Origin of the sequence: uncultured Abyssibacter sp., assembly GCF_964000955.1 — a bacterium.
GTDB lineage: Bacteria > Pseudomonadota > Gammaproteobacteria > Nevskiales > OUC007 > Abyssibacter.
Map to the genome: position 1 here is coordinate 15,061 of NZ_CAXFCL010000287.1, position 22,028 is coordinate 37,088.

At 65.7% G+C, this 22,028-nt stretch carries 18 protein-coding genes; 11 read left to right on the top strand and 7 right to left on the bottom strand.

Translation table 11 applies throughout. The features are described from left to right. Nucleotides 1-87 precede the first annotated feature (87 nt). The 3 genes from ABNS06_RS13835 to ABNS06_RS13845 all read left to right on the top strand — a co-directional run bounded on the left by ABNS06_RS13835 (nt 88) and on the right by ABNS06_RS13845 (nt 4,449). Entirely contained in the window at nt 88-1,491 is a 1,404-nt protein-coding gene (locus ABNS06_RS13835) for a wax ester/triacylglycerol synthase family O-acyltransferase (RefSeq protein WP_348675180.1), read from the top strand. Then, a complete protein-coding gene (locus ABNS06_RS13840; protein WP_348675181.1) occupies nt 1,488-2,270 on the top strand; it encodes an SDR family NAD(P)-dependent oxidoreductase in 783 nt (260 codons plus the stop codon). The genes ABNS06_RS13835 and ABNS06_RS13840 overlap by 4 nt, the downstream gene beginning before the upstream one ends. Nucleotides 2,271-2,379: 109 nt before the next feature. After that, on the top strand, nt 2,380-4,449 hold the full coding sequence (locus tag ABNS06_RS13845) for a hypothetical protein (RefSeq protein ID WP_348675182.1): 2,070 nt from the start codon (nt 2,380-2,382) through the stop codon (nt 4,447-4,449). Nucleotides 4,450-4,536: 87 nt separating this feature from the next. Here ABNS06_RS13845 and ABNS06_RS13850 read toward each other — a convergent pair whose 3' ends face one another. Further along, entirely contained in the window at nt 4,537-5,442 is a 906-nt protein-coding gene (locus ABNS06_RS13850; protein ID WP_348675183.1) for an AraC family transcriptional regulator, read from the bottom strand. A gap of 350 nt (nt 5,443-5,792) precedes the next feature. On the opposite strand from ABNS06_RS13850, the gene ABNS06_RS13855 reads away from it, so the two are divergent. The 4 genes from ABNS06_RS13855 (at nt 5,793) to ABNS06_RS13870 (ending at nt 9,534) form a co-directional block, all read left to right on the top strand. Beyond that, the gene (locus ABNS06_RS13855) at nt 5,793-6,959 is read left to right on the top strand and encodes a carboxymuconolactone decarboxylase family protein (RefSeq protein ID WP_348675184.1); all 1,167 of its coding nucleotides are present in this window, start codon (nt 5,793-5,795) and stop codon (nt 6,957-6,959) included. A gap of 76 nt (nt 6,960-7,035) precedes the next feature. Further along, nucleotides 7,036-8,199 (top strand): NAD(P)-dependent alcohol dehydrogenase, encoded by a 1,164-nt coding sequence (locus tag ABNS06_RS13860; RefSeq protein ID WP_348675185.1) that lies wholly within the window; start codon nt 7,036-7,038, stop codon nt 8,197-8,199. A 68-nt stretch (nt 8,200-8,267) separates the two neighbouring features. Further along, the gene (locus tag ABNS06_RS13865) at nt 8,268-8,495 is read left to right on the top strand and encodes a tautomerase family protein (RefSeq protein WP_348675186.1); all 228 of its coding nucleotides are present in this window, start codon (nt 8,268-8,270) and stop codon (nt 8,493-8,495) included. A gap of 22 nt (nt 8,496-8,517) precedes the next feature. Next, the gene (locus ABNS06_RS13870; RefSeq protein ID WP_348675187.1) at nt 8,518-9,534 is read left to right on the top strand and encodes a zinc-dependent alcohol dehydrogenase family protein; all 1,017 of its coding nucleotides are present in this window, start codon (nt 8,518-8,520) and stop codon (nt 9,532-9,534) included. A 46-nt stretch (nt 9,535-9,580) separates the two neighbouring features. Here the strand turns inward: ABNS06_RS13870 and ABNS06_RS13875 are convergent, their stop codons facing one another. Further along, nucleotides 9,581-10,636 carry an AraC family transcriptional regulator gene (locus ABNS06_RS13875; RefSeq protein ID WP_348675188.1) on the bottom strand — a complete coding sequence of 352 codons (1,056 nt, stop codon included), beginning with the start codon at nt 10,634-10,636 and terminating at the stop codon, nt 9,581-9,583. Nucleotides 10,637-10,852: 216 nt separating this feature from the next. Here ABNS06_RS13875 and ABNS06_RS13880 point away from each other — a divergent pair, with 216 nt between their 5' ends. From ABNS06_RS13880 to ABNS06_RS13895, 4 genes are all read left to right on the top strand, one after another. Continuing rightward, nucleotides 10,853-12,058 carry an acetyl-CoA C-acetyltransferase gene (locus ABNS06_RS13880; RefSeq protein ID WP_348675189.1) on the top strand — a complete coding sequence of 402 codons (1,206 nt, stop codon included), beginning with the start codon at nt 10,853-10,855 and terminating at the stop codon, nt 12,056-12,058. Between the two features lie 30 nt (nt 12,059-12,088). Further along, a complete protein-coding gene (locus ABNS06_RS13885) occupies nt 12,089-14,251 on the top strand; it encodes a 3-hydroxyacyl-CoA dehydrogenase NAD-binding domain-containing protein (RefSeq protein WP_348675190.1) in 2,163 nt (720 codons plus the stop codon). Nucleotides 14,252-14,283: 32 nt separating this feature from the next. After that, the gene (locus tag ABNS06_RS13890) at nt 14,284-15,756 is read left to right on the top strand and encodes an aldehyde dehydrogenase family protein (RefSeq protein WP_348675191.1); all 1,473 of its coding nucleotides are present in this window, start codon (nt 14,284-14,286) and stop codon (nt 15,754-15,756) included. A 76-nt stretch (nt 15,757-15,832) separates the two neighbouring features. Continuing rightward, nucleotides 15,833-16,633 carry an enoyl-CoA hydratase-related protein gene (locus tag ABNS06_RS13895; protein ID WP_348675192.1) on the top strand — a complete coding sequence of 267 codons (801 nt, stop codon included), beginning with the start codon at nt 15,833-15,835 and terminating at the stop codon, nt 16,631-16,633. Here ABNS06_RS13895 and ABNS06_RS13900 read toward each other — a convergent pair. The 5 genes from ABNS06_RS13900 to ABNS06_RS13920 all read right to left on the bottom strand — a co-directional run. Further along, nucleotides 16,630-17,469, bottom strand: coding sequence for an SDR family NAD(P)-dependent oxidoreductase (locus ABNS06_RS13900; protein WP_348675193.1), 840 nt, complete (start codon nt 17,467-17,469; stop codon nt 16,630-16,632). The two genes, ABNS06_RS13895 and ABNS06_RS13900, sit on opposite strands and share 4 nt — an antisense overlap. An 11-nt stretch (nt 17,470-17,480) precedes the next feature. Further along, the gene (locus tag ABNS06_RS13905) at nt 17,481-18,260 is read right to left on the bottom strand and encodes an SDR family oxidoreductase (protein ID WP_348675194.1); all 780 of its coding nucleotides are present in this window, start codon (nt 18,258-18,260) and stop codon (nt 17,481-17,483) included. Between the two features lie 41 nt (nt 18,261-18,301). Beyond that, nucleotides 18,302-19,327 carry a phosphotransferase gene (locus ABNS06_RS13910; protein WP_348675195.1) on the bottom strand — a complete coding sequence of 342 codons (1,026 nt, stop codon included), beginning with the start codon at nt 19,325-19,327 and terminating at the stop codon, nt 18,302-18,304. Then, the gene (locus tag ABNS06_RS13915) at nt 19,324-20,556 is read right to left on the bottom strand and encodes an acyl-CoA dehydrogenase family protein (RefSeq protein ID WP_348675196.1); all 1,233 of its coding nucleotides are present in this window, start codon (nt 20,554-20,556) and stop codon (nt 19,324-19,326) included. Before ABNS06_RS13915 ends, ABNS06_RS13910 begins: the two co-directional genes overlap by 4 nt. 169 nt (nt 20,557-20,725) lie before the next feature. Beyond that, a partial coding sequence (locus ABNS06_RS13920) for an AMP-binding protein (RefSeq protein WP_348675197.1) occupies nt 20,726-22,028 on the bottom strand: 1,303 nt, incomplete at its 5' end.

Genomic DNA, 22,028 nt, shown 5'->3' on the forward strand with positions numbered 1-22,028 from the left:
GATCCAGACTGCGCGTGCTGGCCGGGCGTCCGCGGCGAGCGGTTCAGCCGTCGGCGACAGTCGCCACTCGACCCAAGAACAACAACCATGTCGATACCGATTGCACCCACCGACGCCGCATGGCTCTATGCGGAAAAGGCGGACATGCCGACTCACATCGGTTGTCTGTCCATCTTCCGGATTCCGGACGCTGCACCGGAATCCTATCTGCTGGATCTCGTCGACAGCTTTCGAAGCACACGAATCTTCTCGCTACCGTTCAACTATGTGCTGAAGCGTTCCGGCATCGGCAAGCTGCTGCCGTTCTGGGAGGTGCTGGAGCCGGATCGGATTGATCTGGACTATCACCTGCGTCACTCGGCGTTGCCTAGGCCGGGCGGCGAACGTGAGCTCGGCACGCTGGTGTCACGCCTGCATTCCTATCCGCTGGACCGGTCGCGGCCGCTGTGGGAGTTCCATGTCATCGAGGGGCTGGAGCGCAACCGGTTCGCGCTTTATCTCAAGGCCCACCATTCGCTGGTTGATGGTGTGGCGGGCACGCGGATTCTGCGGCGGATGCTGTCCGATCGATCGGAGGCCGGGCTGGGTGGCCCGCCCTGGTCGTTCGCGGAACGCGACCTGCCGGATCTCGGTGTCGCGGCTCCTGCTCGGCCACGATCCCAACCTGCGCTGCTGGATACGCTGAAGCTGCAGGGCGCCGCCGCCTGGGCGGCCGGCAAGGCGCTGGCGGGGCAATGGCGGGCGTCGGAGGACGAGATCGTCAGACCCTTCGCCGCTCCGATCACGCCGCTGAATCGGCGAATCGGCGGCAAACGCCGCTTCGCCACGCAGAACTACGCGCTGGAGCGGATTCAGCGGATCGCGCGGCGGGCCGACGTGTCGATCAACGATGTGTTCATGGCCCTTTGCTCGGCTGCGCTGCGCCGCTATCTGGGCGAGCTGGGCAAGCTGCCGGACGAGTCGCTGGTGGCGGGCATGCCCGTGTCCTATCGCAATGCGGAAGACACCAGGGCCGGGAATGCGATTTCCTTCATCCTCTCGAGCCTGCACACCGATCTTGCCGAACCGGTGGAGCGGCTGCGTGCCTGCCACGAGTCGGCGCGTGCCGCCAAGGACAGCCTCACCGGGCTCAGCAGTGATTCCATGAATCAGTACACGATGCTGTTCATGGCGCCTTACATGATGCAGATCGTGCTGGGAGTCGGCGGTTACGCCCGGCCGATGCACAACCTGATCCTGTCCAACGTGCCGGGGCCCGCCGAGGCGCTTTATCTCAACGGCGCGACGCTGGAGGAGATCTACCCGATCTCGCTGCTGTTCAATGGCGAGGCGCTGAACATCTCGGTGCTGAGCTACAACAACCGCTTCAACGTCGGTTTCACCGGTTGCCGCGACAGCCTGCCGCACATGCAGCGAATTGCCGTCTACACGGGTGAGGCGCTCGTGGAGCTGGAAAAGGCCCTGAAGATTCGGAGACGACGCACATCATGACCCGAAACGTGACCCTGGTGACCGGAGCCTCCGCGGGCATCGGCCGGGCGCTGGCCGACGTGTTCGCCGAGCATGGGCACGATCTGGTGCTGGTCGCCCGCTCGGCCGGCCAGCTGAAGTCCGCGGCCGCGGAGATCGCCGGGCGGACGGGCGTGAAGTGCGACTGGATCGCGGCCGATCTCACGCTGGCTGACGACTGCGACCGCGTGCTGGCCGAGCTGGACGCCCGGGGGTTTCACGTCGATGTCCTGGTCAACAATGCGGGCGTGCTGCACGAAGGCCATTTTCTGGATGTGTCAGCGGACCGGCATGTCCAACTGGTCGATCTGAATGTCCTGTCGGTGATCCGACTAACCCACGCGCTCGCCGGCCGGATGCGCGACCGCCGGGCGGGGCGCATTCTCAATGTCGCGTCCACATCGTCGTTCAATCCGGTCCCGTCGCTGGCCTGCTACGCCGCCAGCAAGGCGTTCCTGCTGTCGTTCAGCGAATCGCTGTCTCTGGAACTGGAGGGCGAGGGCGTGACCGTCACGGCGCTTTGTCCGGGCTTCACCAACACCGACATGATCGCCCAGGGCGGGCGGGCGCCGATGCGCTTGCCGGTGATCCCGAATCTGGAGCCTCGCGAGGTCGCGGAGAGCGGCTATGCGGCCTGCATGAAGGGCGATCCGGTGCGGATTCCCGGGTTGTTCAATCGGCTGGCCGTCACCGGTCTGCGGCACACGCCGGACTGGGTCCGACGCAGGACCATCGCACTGGTCGAGCGCATCGGCGTCTAGTTCTCGCATAAAGTTGACAAACGTCATTTTTATGACGAGGCTTGTTTCAAGATGAAACATCGTCGGGTTCTCCGACGATGCAACCGATGATTGCTACAGGGAGGTAGCGATGCAACGTGCATGGTGGGGTGTTGCGAGCGGCGCGCGAATGCGGGCGTGGGTTCCGGCGGTGCTCGCGCTGCTTGCCGCGGCGCCCGCGCAGGGGTTCGTGTTCGATGACGATCCGGATGCCTTGCTGGGGAGCAGCCGGGGCGGCACCTGGCAGTGGGATTACTGCGTCGGCAAGCCCGACGCCACGCCGGTCCCGGTTGACCCGCGCACGTTGGTGCAGCCCGGCGTCAGTGATGGCAAGGCGGTTCACTTCAATACCCGCTGGGCCGAGTGCCATGTCGATCCCGAGCTGGTTCAGGAGCATGGCCATCCGGAGACCTGCGGCGGACTGCGAGACCAGTTCGAAGCTGGCGCGAGGCTGATGGACACCGGCGGCGAGGGTGTCGCGGCGCTGTTCGCAGGCGATAACTACCACGATGCCGAGGCCGCGGGCGGGGTCTCGACATTCAGCGCGACGCAGTACAACAAGCTCTGGCAGATCTGGGGTGGTTTCTTCGCCCGTCCCGGGAATTTCGACCAGCTGGTGGCCCAGCGCTACGGATCGGGGTTCTCCCAGGGGCGCAATCCCTATCCGCTGCCCGGGGAAAACCCCAACGCCACCGATGGCGGCAGCGGTCAGCTGCCCGAGATGTTCACCCAGCTGCGCGAGCCGGATGGTTCCTGGAGCGGCCGGATCGGGGTCACCTGTCACGGTTGTCACAGCGGCGAGGTGGGTACCCCGGCGGATGGCCCGGGCCTGGGATTCCAGTTCGGCGGCTCCAGCGCCACTGACCTGAATCTGTTCCTCCGTGACATGGCGCCGCTGGGTTACATGGCGTCTGGTGCCATGCCGCTGAACCTGACCCAGGCGCGCGGCACCAACAATGCCAGCGCGGTCAATATCGCCTTCCTGTTTCCGGACGAGGGATACCCGACGCCGGAGGGTTTTTTCCACATTGCCGGTTCCGGTTCCACCGGAAGCATGGATTCGCCGAACTGGTGGAACATGGGGCACCGCCCGCAGAAATTCGTCGACGGCTTGTTCCCGATGGATTCCCCACGGGTGGACTCGGTGTTCTATACCCCGTTCTTCGGCCTGTTCGGCGGAACGGCGGGCCCCTGGGGCGAGGCGGGTCAGGACTGGATGCGAGAGCACGGTCCGGAGATCAATCGCTGGGCGGAATCACTGAAGGCTCCGGCCTATCCATTCCCGGTCGACACCGCGCTGGCTGAACAGGGTGCGGTGCTGTTCCACGAACTGGACCTGTGGGCGCCCGAGCGCGACAACTCCGTTCGCGCGCCGGAAGGCAATGGCTCCTGCGCAGGCTGTCACGGCGCCTACGCGCCGCGCTATGTGAACGATCCGGACTACCTGGCGACGCCGCTGCTGGAAGGCATGGCGGGCTACATCGTTCCGCTGGAGATCATCGGTACGGACGAGCGACGGGTGCTGACCAACACCGAGGGCATGCAGCAGGCTGGGGCGGACAACTTCTTCGGCTATCCGCCGACCAAGGGTAGCGAGGAGGACTGCGGGCCGCAGAACCAGGAGCGGCTGCGCGGCGATCGGGAGCTGGGCTACCTGGCCCAGCCGCTGTATGGCGTCTGGGCATCGGCGCCGTATTTCCACAACGGTTCCGTGCCCAACATCTGGGAGGTGCTGAAGCCGGAGGATCGCTATCCGATCTGGCGCCGCAAGTCGGCCCCGAAGCCGGCGGGCTCACCGTATTCGGTGGTCATGGGTTTCGACACGAATCTTCAGCGCGCCTATGACACGGAAAAGCTGGGTTGGGACTACGATCGGATCAACTGCACGTTCTATCCGCCGATGGTGCAGCCGGAGTTCAACTGCAGCATCTGGAATATCGAACAGACACCGTATCCGCAGCAGGCTCTGAACAGCTACTACGCCAGCATTACCGGTGCCTGGAACATCAGCTATCCGCCCATCGTGACGCAAAGCGACATGGAAAACCGCAAGATCATGAACACGCATCTGTACAGTCAGGGCAACGCGGGGCACGAATTCACGTCGGTGCTGACCGATGCGGAACGGCGGGCCATCATCGAGTACCTCAAGACGCTCTGAGCCCTGATCCCGGTTCCGCCGACACTCGGGGTCGGCATGATCGTCGGATGAATCGCCGGCGGCGCCGCCCGCCGGCGTCCCGGTGTGTCAGCCGGCCGCCATCTCCTGCGTCAGGCTCATGATGTCGCGCCGGGGCGGTGCCCCGAACTGGCGGCTGTACTCGCGGCTGAACTGTGAGGGGCTCTCGTAACCGACCTCGAAGGCCGCTCTGGACGCGTCGAGATGTTCCGTCAGCATCAGCCGGCGCGCTTCGTTCAGACGCATCCGCTTCTGGTATTGAAGCGGGCTCATGGCGGTCGTCGCGCGAAAGTGGTGGTGGAACGCGGAGAGGCTGAGCCCCGCCTTGCTCGCCAGCTCATCCATTTTCACGGGGCGGCTGTAGTTGTTCTTCAGCCAGTCGATGGCTCGTGAGATCTGGTAGCTGTGGTTGCCGGCGGTGGTGATCTGCTGCAGCAGCGCCCGTTGCTCACCGGCGAGCAGTCGATAAAGGATCTCCTGCTGGATGAGCGGTGCCAGTGCCGGGACGTCGTCGGGGTTTTCGAGCAGGCCGATCAGTCGCCTGAACGCATCGAGTAGCGGGTCGGAGACCGCGCTGACCGCGATGCCCGGTCCGCGTCTGGACGCGGGTGGTGGTGCGAAGTCCTGGCTCAGCATCAGCTGCGCAAGCACTTTCAGGTCGAGCTCCATCGTCAGCCCGAGGTAGGGACGTTCGCTGCTGGCCTCGATGATCTGCGTGACCACCGGGAGGTCCACGGAGGTGATCAGGAAACTGTGCGTGTCGTAGACGAAGGTTTCCTCGCCCAGGTAAAGGCGTTTTCGTCCCTGGCCAATCAGGCAGATGCTCGGCGCGAGCATGTAGCTGGTGGGATCGGTCGGGTGATCCCAGCGGTGCAGGGCGAGCCCCTGAATCGGGGTGTCATGGCGGGTCCTGCCCTCGGTCCATCGGGCAATGTCCGCGGCCAGACTCAAGTTCTCTTCGTGCGCGCTGTTCATCCGGTGTGTCTCGTCATCGTCACGCGATTCGGGCCCTGCTGGTCCAGCGGTATACCGCCAACCATTTGGCGAGCCTAGTCGCCAGCGTGCGCTGCGACAAACCCCGTTCGTCGATCGCCGAAGTATCAGGCAAGAATGACGGAGGATCGGGTGAGCCGTTTCGTTGCGTGACGCGAAGATATGCAGGCTCGAGAAGCCTGGCGATCGAGGCGTCGTGACAGCCCGGGCTGCTGCCCGATTGGACGGGGTTCTGGAGGAATGGGCAATAGATCAACAGAAATCGTCTAACGGGGTTTTGGCGTCGTCTCCTACAGTGTGAACAGAGATTCGCGCTCCACAGGAGAACCCACGTGAAGAACCGAAAGCCACTGCTGCAGGCCCTGTTCCTCGCTCTGACGGGGTGTCTGACCAAGTCCGCATACGCCGACGGGACGTCGCATGACGGGCAGACGCTGTATCCGGCCGGTTCGCAGCAATCGTTCGCCGGGCCGGATGACTATTTCTCCGGCGACGTTGATGTCCGGCTCGTCTTTCCCGGCAACGACACCGCGGATTACTCCGGCGCCTACGTCACCTTTCAGCCGGGTGCGCGGACCGCATGGCACCGGCATCCGGCGGGACAGCACATGATCGTGACGTCGGGCGTGGCCCTCACCGGCACCCGTGACGGACGCGTGATCCGGTTTGGAAAGGGCGATGCTGTGTGGTGTCCGGCGGGCATCGATCACTGGCACGGCGCGACGCCCGACGCGGCGATGACGCACTTCGTCGTCACCGGCAGCCTTGATGGCGAAAACGTGGTCTGGAAAGACAAGGTGTCGGACGCCGAATACCTCGGCGGGGTGGCCCGCGGCGACCGGGGCGACGCTCCCGTTGGCGCGTTGAGCGTGCGGCATCAGGCGATCACTCCCATCGCGGCGTACACGGCGAACGGTGACATCGAATCGTTGAAGGCCGCGATTCATGCCGGCCTCGACAAGGGGCTGAGCGTCAGCGAGGTCAGGGAAGTCCAGATTCACCTCTACGCCTACGCCGGGTTTCCCCGTTCGCTCAACGGCATTGCCGCGCTGATGTCGGTGCTGGACGAGCGGGCCGCCGACGGTATCCGCGACGAGCCGGGCATCGCCGCGCAACCCCTGCCGTCGGAGACGAACGCTCGCGATCTCGGAGAGACCGTCCAGACCCGCCTGGCCGGTGGTCCTGTTGGCGGACCGCTGTTCGATTTCGCGCCGGCGATGAATGAACTCCTGCAAAGCCATCTGTTCGGGGATTTGTTCGCCCGCGGGGTGCTGAACTACCAGGACCGGGAGATTGCAACGCTGTCCGCGCTGGCTGCTCTGCCCGGTGTCGACTCGCAGCTTCAGGCGCATGTCCGCATCGCGACCAATGTCGGGCTGAGCGACGAGCAGCTGTCCGACCTGGTCGTGGTCCTCCGACGTTCGGTGGGCGCCTGGCCCGCCACCAGGGCGCAGCGGGCGCTGGATGCGTCCGGCGGCGGGCGTGACGACAACCCGTAATCCGAATCGACATTCGCATTCGATCGGGCCGACGCGTCCCGAATGCCCATCACGAACCCAGAAGGAGGGTATTGCCATGACCCAGGAGATCGACCGGGAAAAGAGAGACTTCATGCGTGCGTCCGCGCTGGCCGGTGGCGGTTTGCTGCTATCCGGACCGGTCGTGCTGTTCGCCGCGAACGGGCAGCCCGGGACCATCCGGTCCAGGGGCTACGCGGCCGTGGACACGTCCGGAAAACTGGTGCCGTGGACCTTCGAGCGGCGCCCGGTCGGGGATGACGACATCCTGATCGACATCAAGTACGCAAGCATCTGCCATTCGGATATTCATCAGATGAGAGGGCACTGGGGGCCGCAGCAATACCCGCAGGTTCCCGGCCACGAAATCGTCGGAGTGGTCACCGCCGTCGGCAAGAACGTCACCAAATTCAAGGTGGGTGATCGTGCTGGCGTGGGCTGCATGGTCGACAGCTGTCTCGATTGCGAGCACTGCGAAATAGACCAGGAGCAGTACTGCCCGGAGACTACCTTCACCTACGGCTATCCGATGGCGTCGTCGCCGACCGGCATCTCGCAGGGCGGGTATTCGAACAACATCGTCGTGCGTGATCACTTTGCCGTGCACATTCCGGAGACGATCAGCCTTCAGGAGGCCGCTCCGCTGCTGTGCGCCGGCATCACGACGTATTCGCCGCTCATGCGGGCCGATGTCGGCAAGGGCACGAAGGTCGGTGTCGCCGGCATTGGTGGACTCGGGCACATGGCCATCAAGCTGGCGGTTTCACGCGGCGCGGAGGTGCATGCCTTTACGACCTCGCCCTCGAAGGTCGATGACATCCGTGGTTTTGGGGTCGAGCACGTCACCGTGGTTGACGATCCGAAGGCGCTGGCCGCCCATGCGGGAACGCTGGACTACATGATTTCCACCATCCCGGTTCAGTACGACGTGGCTGCCTACGCCTCGGTCGTCAGGCCTTACGGGGCGTTCACCCAGGTCGGCATGCCCGAGCGGTTCGAACTGACGATTAACAGCATCGCGCTGTCGATCGCGCGGGTGAACTTCAACGTGTCGCTGATCGGCGGGATGAAGGAAACGCAGGAGGTGGTTGACTACTGCGCGAGCAACGGCGTGCTTCCGGAAATCCAGCTGATCAAGGCCGGGCAGATCAACGACGCCTGGGACAAGGTCGTCAACAAGCAGGCCCGCTATCGCTACGTGATCGACGCGGCGACGTTCTGAGTGGCCACGTCGCTCGTGTCGACCGCCTGAATCGCCGCCCGAACTCGCCGCAGCACCAAGGAGCCACCATGCCACACGTCATCGTCAAACTCTGGCCCGGAAAATCGGAAGACCAGAAGCAGCGCCTGGCCGACGCCATCACGCGGGATGTGATGCAAGAGCTCGGCTGCGGACCGGACTCCGTGTCCGTCGCCATGGAGGAAGTCGACCCTGGCGACTGGACCGAGCAGGTCTACCGGCCGGATATCGAGCGGGGCAGTGGACGGCTTTACAAGAAACCGGGCTACCGCCCGTAACCCACTTTCACAGGAGAATCCGATGAAAGCGACTGTCATGTATGGCCCGAGGGACGTCCGGTTCGAGGATCGACCCGATCCCGAGCTGATGAAACCCACCGATGCCATCATCCGTCTGGCCGCGACCAGTGTTTGCGGTTCCGACCTGTGGCCCTATCGCGGGCTTCAACCCACGGACGAACCCACCCCGATGGGTCATGAGTACTGTGGCGTGGTCGAGGAGGTCGGGCGTGACGTCAAGACCCTACGGCCTGGCCAGTTCGTCGTCGGCTCGTTCTTCGCCTCCGACAACAGCTGTCCGGTCTGCCAGTACGGCTACCAGACCTCGTGCCAGCAAACCGAGTTCGTGGGCGGCGCGCAGGCTCCGTATCTGCGGGTGCCGCTGGCGGACGGCACGCTGGTCGCCGTTGCCGAGACTCCGGATGCCGCCTTCATCCCGAGCCTGCAGGCCGTGTCGGATGTGCTGGGCACCGGCTGGTTCGCCGCCAGGGCCGCCAATGTCCAGCCCGGCTCGACGACCGTGGTCGTGGGCGACGGCGCGGTGGGGCTGCTCGGGGTGCTGTCCGCCAGGCAGATGGGCGCCGAGCGCATCATCGCCATGAGCCGGCACGCGCCCCGCCAGGCGCTGGCCCGGGAATTCGGCGCCACCGACGTCATCACCGAACGGGGCGACGAGGGCGTCGCCCGGATCATGGACATGACCGGAGGCCTTGGCGCCGATTCGGTGCTGGAATGCGTTGGCACGCAGGAGTCGATGATGCAGGCGATTCACGCGGCGCGCCCCGGCGGGCATGTCGGTTATGTCGGGGTGCCGCATGGGGTGACGCTGGATGGCCAGCAGCTGTTCTTCGAGCACGTGCATCTGCACGGTGGGCCGGCGCCCGTGCGCCAGTACCTGCCGGAACTGATCGATCTCGTCCTGGACGGTGCGATCAACCCGGGCAAGGTGTTTGATCTGACGTTGCCGCTCGATCAGGTCGCGGAGGGCTACCGGGCGATGGACGAGCGGATCGCCATCAAGGCGTTGCTCATGCCGTAGCACCCGTGGTTGTCCCGGCCCGCGCTACGCGGTTGCCGGGGTGACCTCAGTGGGGGCGGGCGTCGGGGTTCTTGCGGAACTCGCCCGGCGACATCCGCTTCCAGCGGCGGAACGCCGCGACGAAGGCGGACGGCTCGGTGTAACCAAGGCGCTCGGCCACCTCTGCCAGCTTCATCTGCGTGGAGCTCAGCAGTTCCTCGGCCAGCGTCTGGCGCACTTCGTCGACCAGGCCCCGGTAGCTCACACCCTCGCTGCGCAGATGGCGGCGCAGGGTGCGCGACCCCATGTGCATTTCCTCCGCCAGTTCCTCGATGGACGGCATCGTGGCCGGTGAGCGCAGCAGTCGGTTTCGAACCCGTCCAGCGTAGCCGGACCGCATGCGGCGGCGGGCCAGCAGTTGTCGGCATTGCTCCTCGCACATGCGCGCCATCTGCGGGTCCGCCTGTGGCAGCGGGGCGTCCAGGTCCCGGGCGGCCAGCAGGATCGCATTGCGGCGGGCACCGTAGACGGGCTTCACCCCGCAGAGCTTTTCCAGGCGACGGGCGTAGGACGGCTGGGGAAAGCGGAACTGGGCCTCCAGCGTGTGGAATCCGCCCGGGCGCAGTTCCCAGGCCGCCGCCGCCCAGGCGGCGAAATCGCGTTCGACGAGAAACTGGCGCAAATCCTCGGGGATGGTGCTGTCGTCGAGCACGATGCGCAGGTTGCCGCCGCTGCTTTCCAGTCGGTAGCGAGCGAGGGCATAGCTCAGGTCGAGGTAGCGCACGGCCAGGCGCGCGGCGCTGCGGAACGTCGAACTGCTCAGCAGCGCATAGCCCCAGATGCCGTAGGTGGAGAGCCGGTAGCGCAGGCCCACGTCCAGTCCGCAGAACGGTTGATCGCGCAGGCCGTGAACCAGGTTGCGGATGATCGCCAGTTCCTGCGTCGTGCTGATCTCGGTGTCCGGATCGAACAACAGATCCGGCTGCAGGTCCGTTCCCCGCAGGCAGGCGGCCTCCGTCAGCCCGTGTTCCCGCGCGAAGCGGAACATGATCTGCGCGCTGGCCGCCGGACGGAGCAACTCGTCTCCCGGCGACGCCGTGGCTGCTTCCGTGCCTGGATCCATTTGCCGCTTTCGCCCCGCATCGCTGACTGCGATGGCCAGTGTAATTCAGCGTGGCCGATTCGAATAACGAATTGGCCGATCGGATTCTATTCAGTGCCGCCGGCGCTGTTGCAAGATCGGGAACCCACCCGGCGCTCGGGTGCAGTGGGCGAGGACGCCCCGGGGTGAGACCACCCGAGCGCGGACCCGATCATTCCAATCCACACAGGGCCAGACATGGAAGCATTCATCTACGATCACGTTCGCACCCCCCGCGGCAAGGGGCGGGCGGACGGCGCGTTGAACGAGATCACGCCGCTGCAGCTGGGCACGCAGGTGCTGGAATCCCTGCGCGAGCGTTCCCGGCTGGATACCCGTCTCGTCGACGACGTGATCATGGGGATCGTGTCGCCGGTCGGCGAGCAGGGCGCCGTGCTGCCGCGCTCGATGGCCTTGTGCGCCGGCTACGCCGAAACGGTCTCCGGCGTCCAGGTCAACCGGTTCTGCGGTTCCGGTCTGGAGGCCTTCGCGATGGCGACGGCCAAGGTGATGTCCGGCCAGTCGGAGGCCGCGATCGGCGGCGGCGTGGAGAGCATGTCCCGCGTCAAGATGGGATCGGACGGCGGCGCCTGGCCCACCGACCCCGCCTTCGCGCCCAAGGTGCATTTCGTGCCGCAGGGCATTGGCGCCGACCTGATCGCGACGCTGGATGGTTATGGCCGCGAGGACGTCGATGCGTTCGCCGTGGAAAGCCAGCGTCGGGCCACGGTGGCCTGGGAAGAGGGGCGGTTCTCCAAGTCGATCATGCCGGTGAAGGATGTCATCGGGCAGACGGTGCTGGACCGTGACGAGCACATCCGTTCCGGCACGACGGTGGAGTCGCTGGGGCAACTCAAGCCCTCGTTCGCGATGATCGGCCAGCATGGTGGATTCGACGCGGTCGCCATGCAGCGCTATCCGCAGGTCGAGGCCATCGAACACGTGCACACCGCCGGCAACTCCAGCGGCATCGTCGACGGCGCCTGCGGCGTCCTGGTCGGCACCAGGGCGTTCGGCGAAAAGGCCGGGCTCAAGCCTAGGGCGCGGATTCGCGCCTGCGCGGCGATCGGGTCGGAGCCCTGCATCATGCTCACCGGTCCGGCGGCGGTGTCGGACAAGGCGCTGGCCCAGGCCGGGATGGATGTCAGCGACATCGACCTGTTCGAGGTCAACGAGGCCTTCGCCTCCGTGGTGCTGCGCTTCATGAACGCAATGGAGGTCTCGCACGACAAGGTCAACGTCAACGGTGGCGCCATCGCGATGGGTCATCCGCTCGGCGCCACCGGCGCCATGATTCTCGGCACGGCGCTGGACGAACTGGAGCGTCGGGATCTCAGCACCGCGCTTTGCACGCTTTGCGTGGGTGCCGGCATGGGCAATGCCGCCATCATCGAACGCGTGTAACAGATCAGATAAAGAATACGAGTTAAAGACATGAAAACAATGACGTTTGAAGTGGATGGAGATGGTGTTGCACTGATCTCCATCGATGTGCCGGGTCGTCCGATGAACGTGATCACGCCGGAGTTCACGGCAGACCTGACCGAGGCTGTGGAAGCCGTGGCCGGTGACGAGACCATTCGCGGTGCGATCATCACGTCGGCCAAGCCCGGCAGCTTCATCGCCGGTGCCGACCTCAAGGATCTGGTCACCGCCTTCGACAAGGGCATGACCGAGGCCGAGGCCGCCGAGTTCGCCGGCGAGCTGTCGCGACTGTTCCGCCGCCTGGAGACCTGCGGCAAGCCGTTCGTGGCGGCGATGAACGGGCTGGCGCTGGGCGGTGGTCTGGAGCTTTGCCTGGCCTGTCACCACCGCGTGCTGTCCAATCACCCCAAGGCCATCGTCGGCCTGCCGGAGGTCAGTGTGGGCCTGCTGCCGGGCGCCGGCGGTACACAGCGGCTGCCACGCCTGATCGGCATTCCCAAGGCCTTGCCGTTGCTGCTGCAGGGCAAGCAGATCAAGCCGGACGCCGCGTTGGCGGTGGGCGTCGTCGACGCCGTCGGCGCGCCCGAATCCCTGGTCGACATGGCCCGGGTCTGGCTGATGGACGCGCCGACGGCAGAACAGCCCTGGGACAGGAAGGGCTTTCAGGTGCCCGGTGGCGCCGGACCGCTGGCGCCGCATGCTCTGGAGACCTTTTCCGCGGGCAACGCACTGGTATCCGGCATGACGCAGGGCAACTACCCGGCGCCGCCCGCGATCATGAGCTGTGTCTACGAGGGCACGCAGGTGTCCATCGACAAGGGGCTGGGGATCGAGGTCAAGTACTTCGGCAAGCTGCTGGCCGGGTCGGTGGCCCGCAACATGATCCGCACGCTGTTCATCAACAAGGGCGCGGCTGACAAGCTGGCCGGGCGACCGAAGGATGTCCCCAAATCCCGGGTCGCGAAGCTGGGCGTGCTGGGCGCCGGCATGATGGGTGCCGGTATCGCGCATGTGAGCGCCAAGGCTGGCATGGAGGTCGTGTTGCTGGATTCGACCCTTGATCAGGCGGAGAAGGGCAAGCAGGGCATCGCCAAGTTGCAGGAGAAGGCGCTGGCGAAGGGCAAGACCACTCGGGACAAGGTGGTCGAGCTGCTGGAGAGAATCACGGCGACCGACGATTACGCGTTGCTTGAGGGCTGCGATCTGGTCATCGAGGCGGTGTTCGAGGATCGCGGCATCAAGGCCGACGTGACCGCCAAGGCCGAGGCGGTGATTCCGGAGTCCGCGACGTTCGGGTCGAACACCTCGACCTTGCCGATCACCGGATTGGCGACCGCGTCCAAGCGGCCGAAGCAGTTCATCGGTATTCATTTCTTCTCGCCGGTGGAGAAGATGCCGCTGGTCGAGGTGATTCTCGGCGAGCAGACCGACGATGCCACGCTGGCGCGTACGCTCGACTACATCGGCCAGATTCGCAAGACGCCGATCGTCGTGCACGACTTCCCGGGTTTCTACACCAGCCGCGTGTTCGGCAGCTTCACCCAGGAAGGCCAGCGGATGCTCATGGACGGCATCGAGCCGGCGCTGATCGAGAATGCCGCCAAGATGGCCGGCTTCCCGGTCGGCCCGCTGGCGGTCTCCGACGAGGTGACGCTGTCGCTGCAGCAGAGCATCTACAAGCAGCAGGACGTTGACGGTCTGGACGACAAGTACCGTGGCACGCTGGCACGACCGGTGGTCGACAAGATGGTGGACGAGCTCAAGCGCCCCGGACGTCGGCAGGGCGGCGGGTTCTACGACTATCCGGAGAACGGTCAGAAGCGTCTGTGGCCGGGCTTGCGCGAGGCGTTCCCGCCCGCGGCCGAACAGCCCGACGTGGAGGAATTGAAGCTGCGGTTCCTCTACCGCATGGCGGTCGAGACGGCGCGCTGTGTCGAGGAGGGCGTGATCACCAGCCCGATCGACGCCGATATCGGCTCGATTCTCGGCATCGGCTACCCGGCCTGGACCGGTGGCACGTTGTCCTTCATCGATACGGTGGGTGTTCGCGAGTTCGTGGCGACCTGCAAGCGCCTGGCCGAACGCTGGGGGCCACGCTTCGAGCCGCCGCAGGAACTGCAGGCCCGGGTCGAGCGGGAAGAGGGCTACTATCAGGCCATGAAGGCGGCTTGAGTTCGCCGGCGGATCGTCAAGGAGGCGGCGTCATGAGTGAATCATCGAATGTCACGGACATCAGTCGGGCCCCCGAGCCGCTGAGCCGCCTCTTCGATCGACAGCGCCTCGCGTTCCGGCAACGCGAGGCCGCGATGCCGGTCGCCGAGCGCGAGCAGGCGATCCAGTCGCTGCTGGATTGCGTGCTCGACAATCGCGCCGAGCTGGCGCGTGCGATGCGCGAGGATTTCGGCGGGCGCGCGGTCGAGGAATCGCTGCTGGAGCTGTTCGTCGTCATCGACGATCTGCGCCATGCGCGGCGACACCTCAAGCGCTGGGCCAGGCCGAGGCGCGTGGCCACCAACTGGCAGTTCCGGCCGAGCCGGTCGGAACTGCGGCCACAACCGCTGGGTGTGGTGGGCGTCATCGGCGCCTACAACTATCCGGTGATGACGACGCTGTCCCCCGTGGTCAATGCCCTGGCGGCCGGCAATCACGTGATGATGAAGCCGTCGGAATTGACGCCCCGGACCACGGCGCTGATGCGCAAGCTGATCGGCGGGCTGTTCGACGAGTCCGTCGTGGCCGTGGTCGATGGTGATGTCGCCGTCGCACGGGCGTTTTCGGCGCTTCCGTTCGATCACCTGGTGTTCACCGGATCGACCCGGGTGGGGCGGATGGTCATGCAGGCCGCGGCCGCCAATCTCGTGCCGGTGACGCTGGAACTGGGTGGCAAGTCGCCGGTGATCGTCGGTGAGGATTTCGACCTTCAGACGGCCGCCGAGACGGTCGTGCAATCCAAGCTGCTCAACGCCGGCCAGACCTGCGTGGCGGGGGACTACGTGCTGGTCCCGGAGCGCCACCGCGACGCCTTCCTGGCGCATGCCCGCGCTGCCATCCGGGCGAGCTACCCGACCCTGGTCGACAACAAGGATTACGGCCGACTGCTGTCCGGCAACGACTGGATGCGCCTGGACGAATGGACCCGGGAGGCGGAGTCACAGGGCGCGTCGGTGGAGGCGATCAATCCGGCCGGCGAGGTCTGTTCCGCCGAGAACAAGGTGTTTCCCCCGACGCTGGTATGGGATTGCCCGCGTGGCGCAAAACTCAGCGAGGAAGAGGTGTTCGGTCCGGTGTTGCCGGTGGTGACCTATCGCGACATCGAGGATGCCATCGCCCACGTCAACGCCGGAGAACGTCCGCTGGCGCTCTACGTGCTGAGCGGTAACAAGTCCCTGGTGCGACGGGTGCTGGAGCGCACGATATCCGGCGGCGTGAGCGTCAATGGCTGTGGCTATCACGCCATTCAGCACAATCTACCGTTTGGTGGTGTCGGCAGCAGCGGGATTGGCTGCTACCGGGGGCAGGCCGGATTCGACCGGCTGTCGCACCTCAAGCCGGTGCTCTACATGAGCCCGCTGACCAAGGCCAGTGCGTATCTGCGGCCGCCTTATGGCAAGGTGGCGGCCTGGATACTCGGATTCATGCTTCGTAACCGGATTCACCGCGAAGACACGTCCGTCTGAACCCGCGATCGGCCCGCCGGACGCCTCGGCGTCGCGGCCTCGCAACCAACTGTTTTCTGATCTGGGATCTTCCTCAATGGACTATGAAACTCTGCTCGTGCGCCGGGAGGGGCGTGTCGCAATCATCGCGATGAACCGGCCGAAGATGCTCAACGCGATGTCGGTCACGATGACGCGTGAGCTCAACCAGGCGTTTGACGCCGCGGCCGGTGACGACGAGGTGACCGCCATTCTGCTGACCGGCGAAGGGCGCGCGTTCTCCGCCGGCGCCGATGTGGGCGGCAACCCCGCCGAGCTGCCCAAGGACGAGTCGGGCAGGCTTGATCTCGGCGCGCCGCTGGAAGAGTCGTACAACCCGTTGATCCGCAGCATGCGCGCCACGCCGAAACCGGTGGTTGCGGCGGTGAACGGTCTGGCTGCCGGGGCCGGGGCGGGCGTCGCGCTGGCCGCCGATCTGACCGTGGCCGCGCGCTCCGCCTATTTTCTCCAGGCCTTCGTCAACATCGGCCTGATGCCGGACGCCGGCTGCACCTACACGCTGAGCCAGGCCGTCGGTCCGCAGCGGGCGATGGGCATGGCCATGCTGGGCGAGAAGATCAGTGCAGAGCAGGCACAGGCCTGGGGTCTGATCTGGGATGTCATGGACGACGAGAACTTCATGGAGTCGGCCATGGCGCTGGTCACCCGCCTGTCACTGGGGCCGCTGAAGGCACTGGCGCACATCAAGCGGGCGATCCATGCCGGAGAGACCGGCACCATGGACCAGCAGCTCGAGATGGAGCGGGACCTGCAGCGCGAATGCGGTCAGACCCAGGATTTCATGGAAGGCGCGATGGCCTTCGTGCAGAAGCGGGCGCCGAAGTTCACCGGACGCTAGTCGCGACCCGCGTAGGGATTCGTCGGCGGCCGCTGCTCGATGATGTCGCGCATGCGCTGTTCGGTCTGCGCCAGCGCCCCGCGGTGCGGAATGATGTAGAAGCGGTCGACCGAGATCGCCTCCATGGTGATCTCGGCGATCCGTGTGGCGGAGAGGCGGCCAGCCTCGATCGCCGCCTTGAGCCGCCGCGCGTATTCCTCTCCGTCCGGATTCGTGCTCGCCAGCGCCTGCGGGCGGTTGCGGTCGGATTCGGCGATGCCGGTCTTGAAGAAGGCCGGGCAGAGCACCGAGACGCCGATGTTCGCCCGGGCCGCGGTCAGTTCGTGATGCAGGCATTCCGACAGCGTCACCACGGCATGCTTGCTGGCGCAGTAGACGCTGGAGCCCGGCACCGAGGTCAGGCCGGCCAGCGATGCGGTGTTGATGATGCGGCCGGCTTCGCCGCCCTCCAGCATGCGCGGCACGAAGCTTCGCACGCCATGGACTACGCCCATCAGGTTCACGCCCAGGACCCAGTTCCAGTCCTCGGCCGTTGTCGTCCAGGTCGGGCCCGAAACGAACACGCCGGCGTTGTTGAACAGCAGATGGGTCGCGCCGAAGCTTTTGTAGGTCAGATCAGATAGCGCCTCCACGGCCGCGGCGTCGGAGACATCCACCCGCCGGGTGACGACCTCGGCCCCGGCCGGCAACAGCGCCATGGTTTCGGCCAGCCCGGTCTCGTCGACATCGGCCAGCACCAGACGCATGCCGGCGGCGGCGCACTGCACGGCCAGTTCACGCCCGAGCCCGCTGCCACCACCGGTGATGACCGCGACCTTGCCTGCCAGTTGATCCATGGTGTCGATCGTCAAAGCGAGCGCAGCAGATGGCCGCCGTCCACCGGCAATGCAACGCCGGTGATGAAGGAGCCGGCGTCGCTGGCGAGCATCAGCAGCGGGACGTCCAGTTCCGGATACCGGCCGAGCCGTCTTGGCGGCGTGCTCTCGATGTAGGCCTGGCCGCGTTCGGACTGGAAGAAATCGCTGTTGAGTTCGGTTTCGAAGTAGCCCGGGCAGAGCGCGTTGACCCGGATGCCGTCGCGCCACAGCTCCATGGCCGAATTTTTCGTCAGCTGGACCACGCCGGCCTTCGCCGTTGCGTACAGCGTGTGATTGCGGCCCTGCTGGAGTCCGAGGATCGACGCGATGTTGACGATGCTGCCTGGTCGTCCCGCCTTCACGAGTCGGCTGGAGGCCTCGCGGGACACGCGCCAGACCGCGCGCAGGTCGGTGTCGACGACAAAGGTCCATTGGTCCTCGGTGGAATCGACGAACTTGCTCGGCGTGGCGACACCGGCGTTGTTGACCAGCAGGTCGACCGGCCCCCAGGCCGATTCGATGGCGTCGAATGCCCCCGTCACGGATTCGGGATCATTGACGTCCATGGGCACCGCCATGGCCTGACCTCCGGCCTCGGTGATCGACTCGACCAGCGCCTCGAGCCGGTCCACGCGTCGGGCGGCGGCGACCACCCGGGCGCCGGCGGATGCCAGCACCCGCGAAAAGTGGGCGCCGAAGCCGCTGGATGCGCCGGTCACCAGGGCGGTTCGGCCGTCCAGTCGCAGGGAGTGTGCAATCGCGTCGGTCATCACGGTCCTCGTTGTGCTTCAAGCGTTGCCGCGGGCCGGGATCAGGCGCCGCGTTCGGTGAGTTCGACGCCCATCTGAGCCAGCGGGCCGGCCAGCGCGCCGTAGTCCATCGCCTTGCGGCTGGAGGCATTGCCGTCCAGCGCGCGGCGGTAGACGCCGAACAGGATCGCGCTGAAGCGGAAGAAGGAGAACGCCAGGTAGAACGTCCAGTGGTCGATCGAGTCGATGCCGCGTCGCCGGCAGTAGCTGGCGACGTATTCGTTCTCGGAGGGAATGCCCAGCGCCTGGCGGTTCTTGTCGCCGAGACCGGGGATGGCCGCGTCACCGGGGATGCGCAGCTGCATGCACTGATAGGCCAGATCGGCGTAGGGGTGTCCCAGCGTCGACAGCTCCCAGTCCAGCAGGCCGATGACTTGCGGGGCGTCGCTGGCGAACATCATGTTGTCCAGCCGGTAGTCGCCGTGCACCAGAGATACCTGACCGTCGTCCGGCGGCAGCTGTGCCTCCAGCCAGTTGATCAGCCTGTCCATTGGCGCGAACGCTTCGGTCTTCGACGCGTGGTACTGCTTGGTCCAGCGCGCCAGTTGCCGCTCGAAGTAGTTGCCGGGGCGGCCGTAGTCGCCCAGGCCCACCGCCTCGGGGTCGACCGCGTGCAGATCGGCGAGCACCTGATTCATCGCATCGTAGATCGTCGCGCGCTCGTGGGGGCGCTGATCGGGGAGGGCGGAATCCCAGAAGATCCGGCCCGGCAGAAAGTCCATGATGTAGAACACCGACCCGATGACATCCTCGTCTTCGCACAGCAGGTGCATGGTCGGTACCGGGACGGCGGTGTTCGCCAGCGCGGACATCACCCGGTATTCGCGGTCGACCGCATGAGCGGATTTCAGCAGCTTGCCCGGCGGCTTTCGACGCAGCACGTAGTCGCCGCTGCGCGCGCGAATGCGGTAGGTGGGGTTGGACTGGCCGCCGCTGAACTTCTCCGCCGAGATCGGGCCTTCGAACCCGTCGATGTGGGCGGTCAGGTAGGCGCCCAGGCGCTCCTGGTCCAGGTCGAATCCGGTCACGTCGAGTCGCCGCCGAAGCGCTGGATCACCTGCTTGCCCAGTGCCATCTGGTGCACCTGATCGGGCCCATCGGCCTGACGGCACCAGCGCGCGTAATTGAAGCCCTCGGCCATCATGTAGTCCTCGGTCAGGCCGCCGGCGCCATGCATCTGCATGCAGCGGTCGATCACGGTCTGGACCAGCAGCGGAACCGTGGTCTTGGTCGCCGCGATCATGTCGGTGGTGTTCAGCGGGCCCTGCTCATCAATGAGTCGGCAGGTCTTGTGCACCAGCAGGCGCGCCATCTCGATCTCGGAGAATGACCGGGCGATGTCCTCGCGGACCGACTGGTGCTTGGCGAGCGGCCGGCCGAAGGTGCTGCGCCGGGTGACGCGCTGACAGGCCAGTTCCAGGCTGCGCTGGGCGGTACCGATCAGGCGCATGCAGTGGTGCATGCGACCCGGTGCCAGGCGGCCCTGGGCGATCTCGAAACCGCGGCCTTCGCCCAGCAGGACGTTGTCCACCGGCACGCGCACATCGTCGAACACCAGTTCGGCGTGGCCGATCGGCGCGTCGTCGTAGCCCAGCGTGGTCAGCGGTCGCACCACGCGCAGGCCGGGGGTGTCCTTGGGGACCAGCACCTGGGTCTGCTGCTTGTGGCGACTGGGATGATCGGGCGCGGACTTGCCCATGACGATCAGGATCTTCGTCCGCGCATTCATCGCGCCGGTGATGAACCACTTGCGGCCGTTGAGCACCCATTCATCGCCTTGCTGTTCGATCCGCAGCTCGATGTTGGTGGCGTCGCTGGACGCCACCTGCGGCTCGGTCATCGCATAGGACGAGCGGATGGAGCCGTCGAGCAGGGGTGTCAGCCACTGATCGCGCTGGGCGTCGGTGGCGTACTTCATCAGCACTTCCATGTTGCCTGTGTCCGGCGCATTGCAGTTGAACACTTCCGGCGACCACAGTACCCGGCCCATCTCCTCGCAGAGCGGCGCATAGTCGAGAAAGCTCAGGCCGCCATGGGGGCTGTACCGTCCGTACTCCTCGGGAACGAACAGGTTCCAGAGACCCGCGGCCCTGGCCTTGTCCTTCAGTTCGTCGATCAGCGGCAGCGGCGCGTAGCGATCGGCGGCGTTGTGCAACTGCTCGGCGTGGACCGATTCGTTCGGGTAGATGTGTTCATCCATGAACGCCTTCAGGCGCGTGAGCAGCTCCATGGCCTGATCCGAGGGGCGCAAGTCCATTTACGATCTCCTACTGAGGCGTTGGCCCGAACGAGGGCGGACCGGGTCGCCACCGGTTCGGGCGCCGGAATCCGCGGGCTGATGCCATGATGGTTGGTGTCGTCGGTGGCGGGGTGCCCGCGCCGATGTGTCGACGCGGGCAGTCAGCCGGTGCGGGTCCTGCCGTGATTCAGGCGGATTGCCACAGCACCGCCGACCGGGCGGCGTACCAGCCGTCCTCGTGATCGGCATAGTGCTTTTCGATGATGTTGCGTCGAATCTTCATCGTCGGCGTCAGGAACCCGTTCTCGATATCCCAGACATCGTTGACGATGGCCAGGAATTGCACGCGCTCATGCGCGTCGAGCTGCGGATTCACCAGTTCCAGCAGCGAACCCAGTTCCTCGCTGATGGTGTCGCGGTCGACCTGGCCTTCGTCGAGGTGCTGGCGCGTGTCCTCGGCGAGCAGCACCATCGCGTACGGAGCCGGTCGGTTGGCGCCGGCCACGCAGACGACCTCGACGCGCGGATGGTTGCCCAGCTTGTTCTCGATCGGCACCGGGGCGACGTACTTGCCCTTGCTGGTCTTGAACAGCTCCTTGACGCGGCCGGTGACGCGCAGACGTCCGGCCTCATCCTCCTCACCCATGTCGCCGGTCTTGAAGTAGCCGTCGTCGGTGTAGCACTCGGCTGTCTTGTCCGGTGCCTTGAAGTAACCCAGCATCTGCGCCGGGCTCTTGACCTGGATTTCCCCGGTGGCGGGATCGATTCGGCATTCCACGCCGGGATTCGGCGGGCCGATGTGGCCGTCCTTGGCGTCGTTGGGACGGGTGAAGTGCGAGTACGCGAAGTTCTCGCTCATGCCATAGGCTTCCAGCAGGTCCAGTCCCAGCGAGCGGTACCAGGCCAGAATCGACGGGGGCAGCGGGGCGGCGCCGGTGAAGGCGACACGCACGTGCTGCAGGCCGAGCTTGGTCAGGATCGCTCGCTTGATCTTCTTGCCCAGGATCGGCAAGCGGAACAGCAGCTTCTGTTTCTTCAGCGGCAGGTTGTCGCAGACCGCCAGATGGAACTTGGTCCACAGACGCGGTACCGAGAAGAACATCGTCGGCTGCGCGCGCTGCAAATCGGCCAGGAAGGTGTCCAGCGACTCGGCGAAGAACACATGGAAGCCGTGGTACGTCGAGTTGTTCTCCACCACCAGGCGCTCGGCCACGTGGGCCAGCGGCAGGTACGAGAGCATCCGGTCCGAGGTGTCCAGCGGGAACAGTTCCTGGAGCAGCGTGCCGCAGACCTTGAACGAACCAAAGGTCTGCATCACGCCCTTGGGCTGGCCGGTGCTGCCCGAGGTGTAGACGATGGTCGCCAGATCATCCAGCGACCGGTCGGGTTCGCCCTGCAGGGGTTCGGTGGTCGCGATGATCCCGTCCCAGGACGGGCAGTCGATGTCGGGCGCCAGCGGCAGGTACGAGAGCATCCGGTCCGAGGTGTCC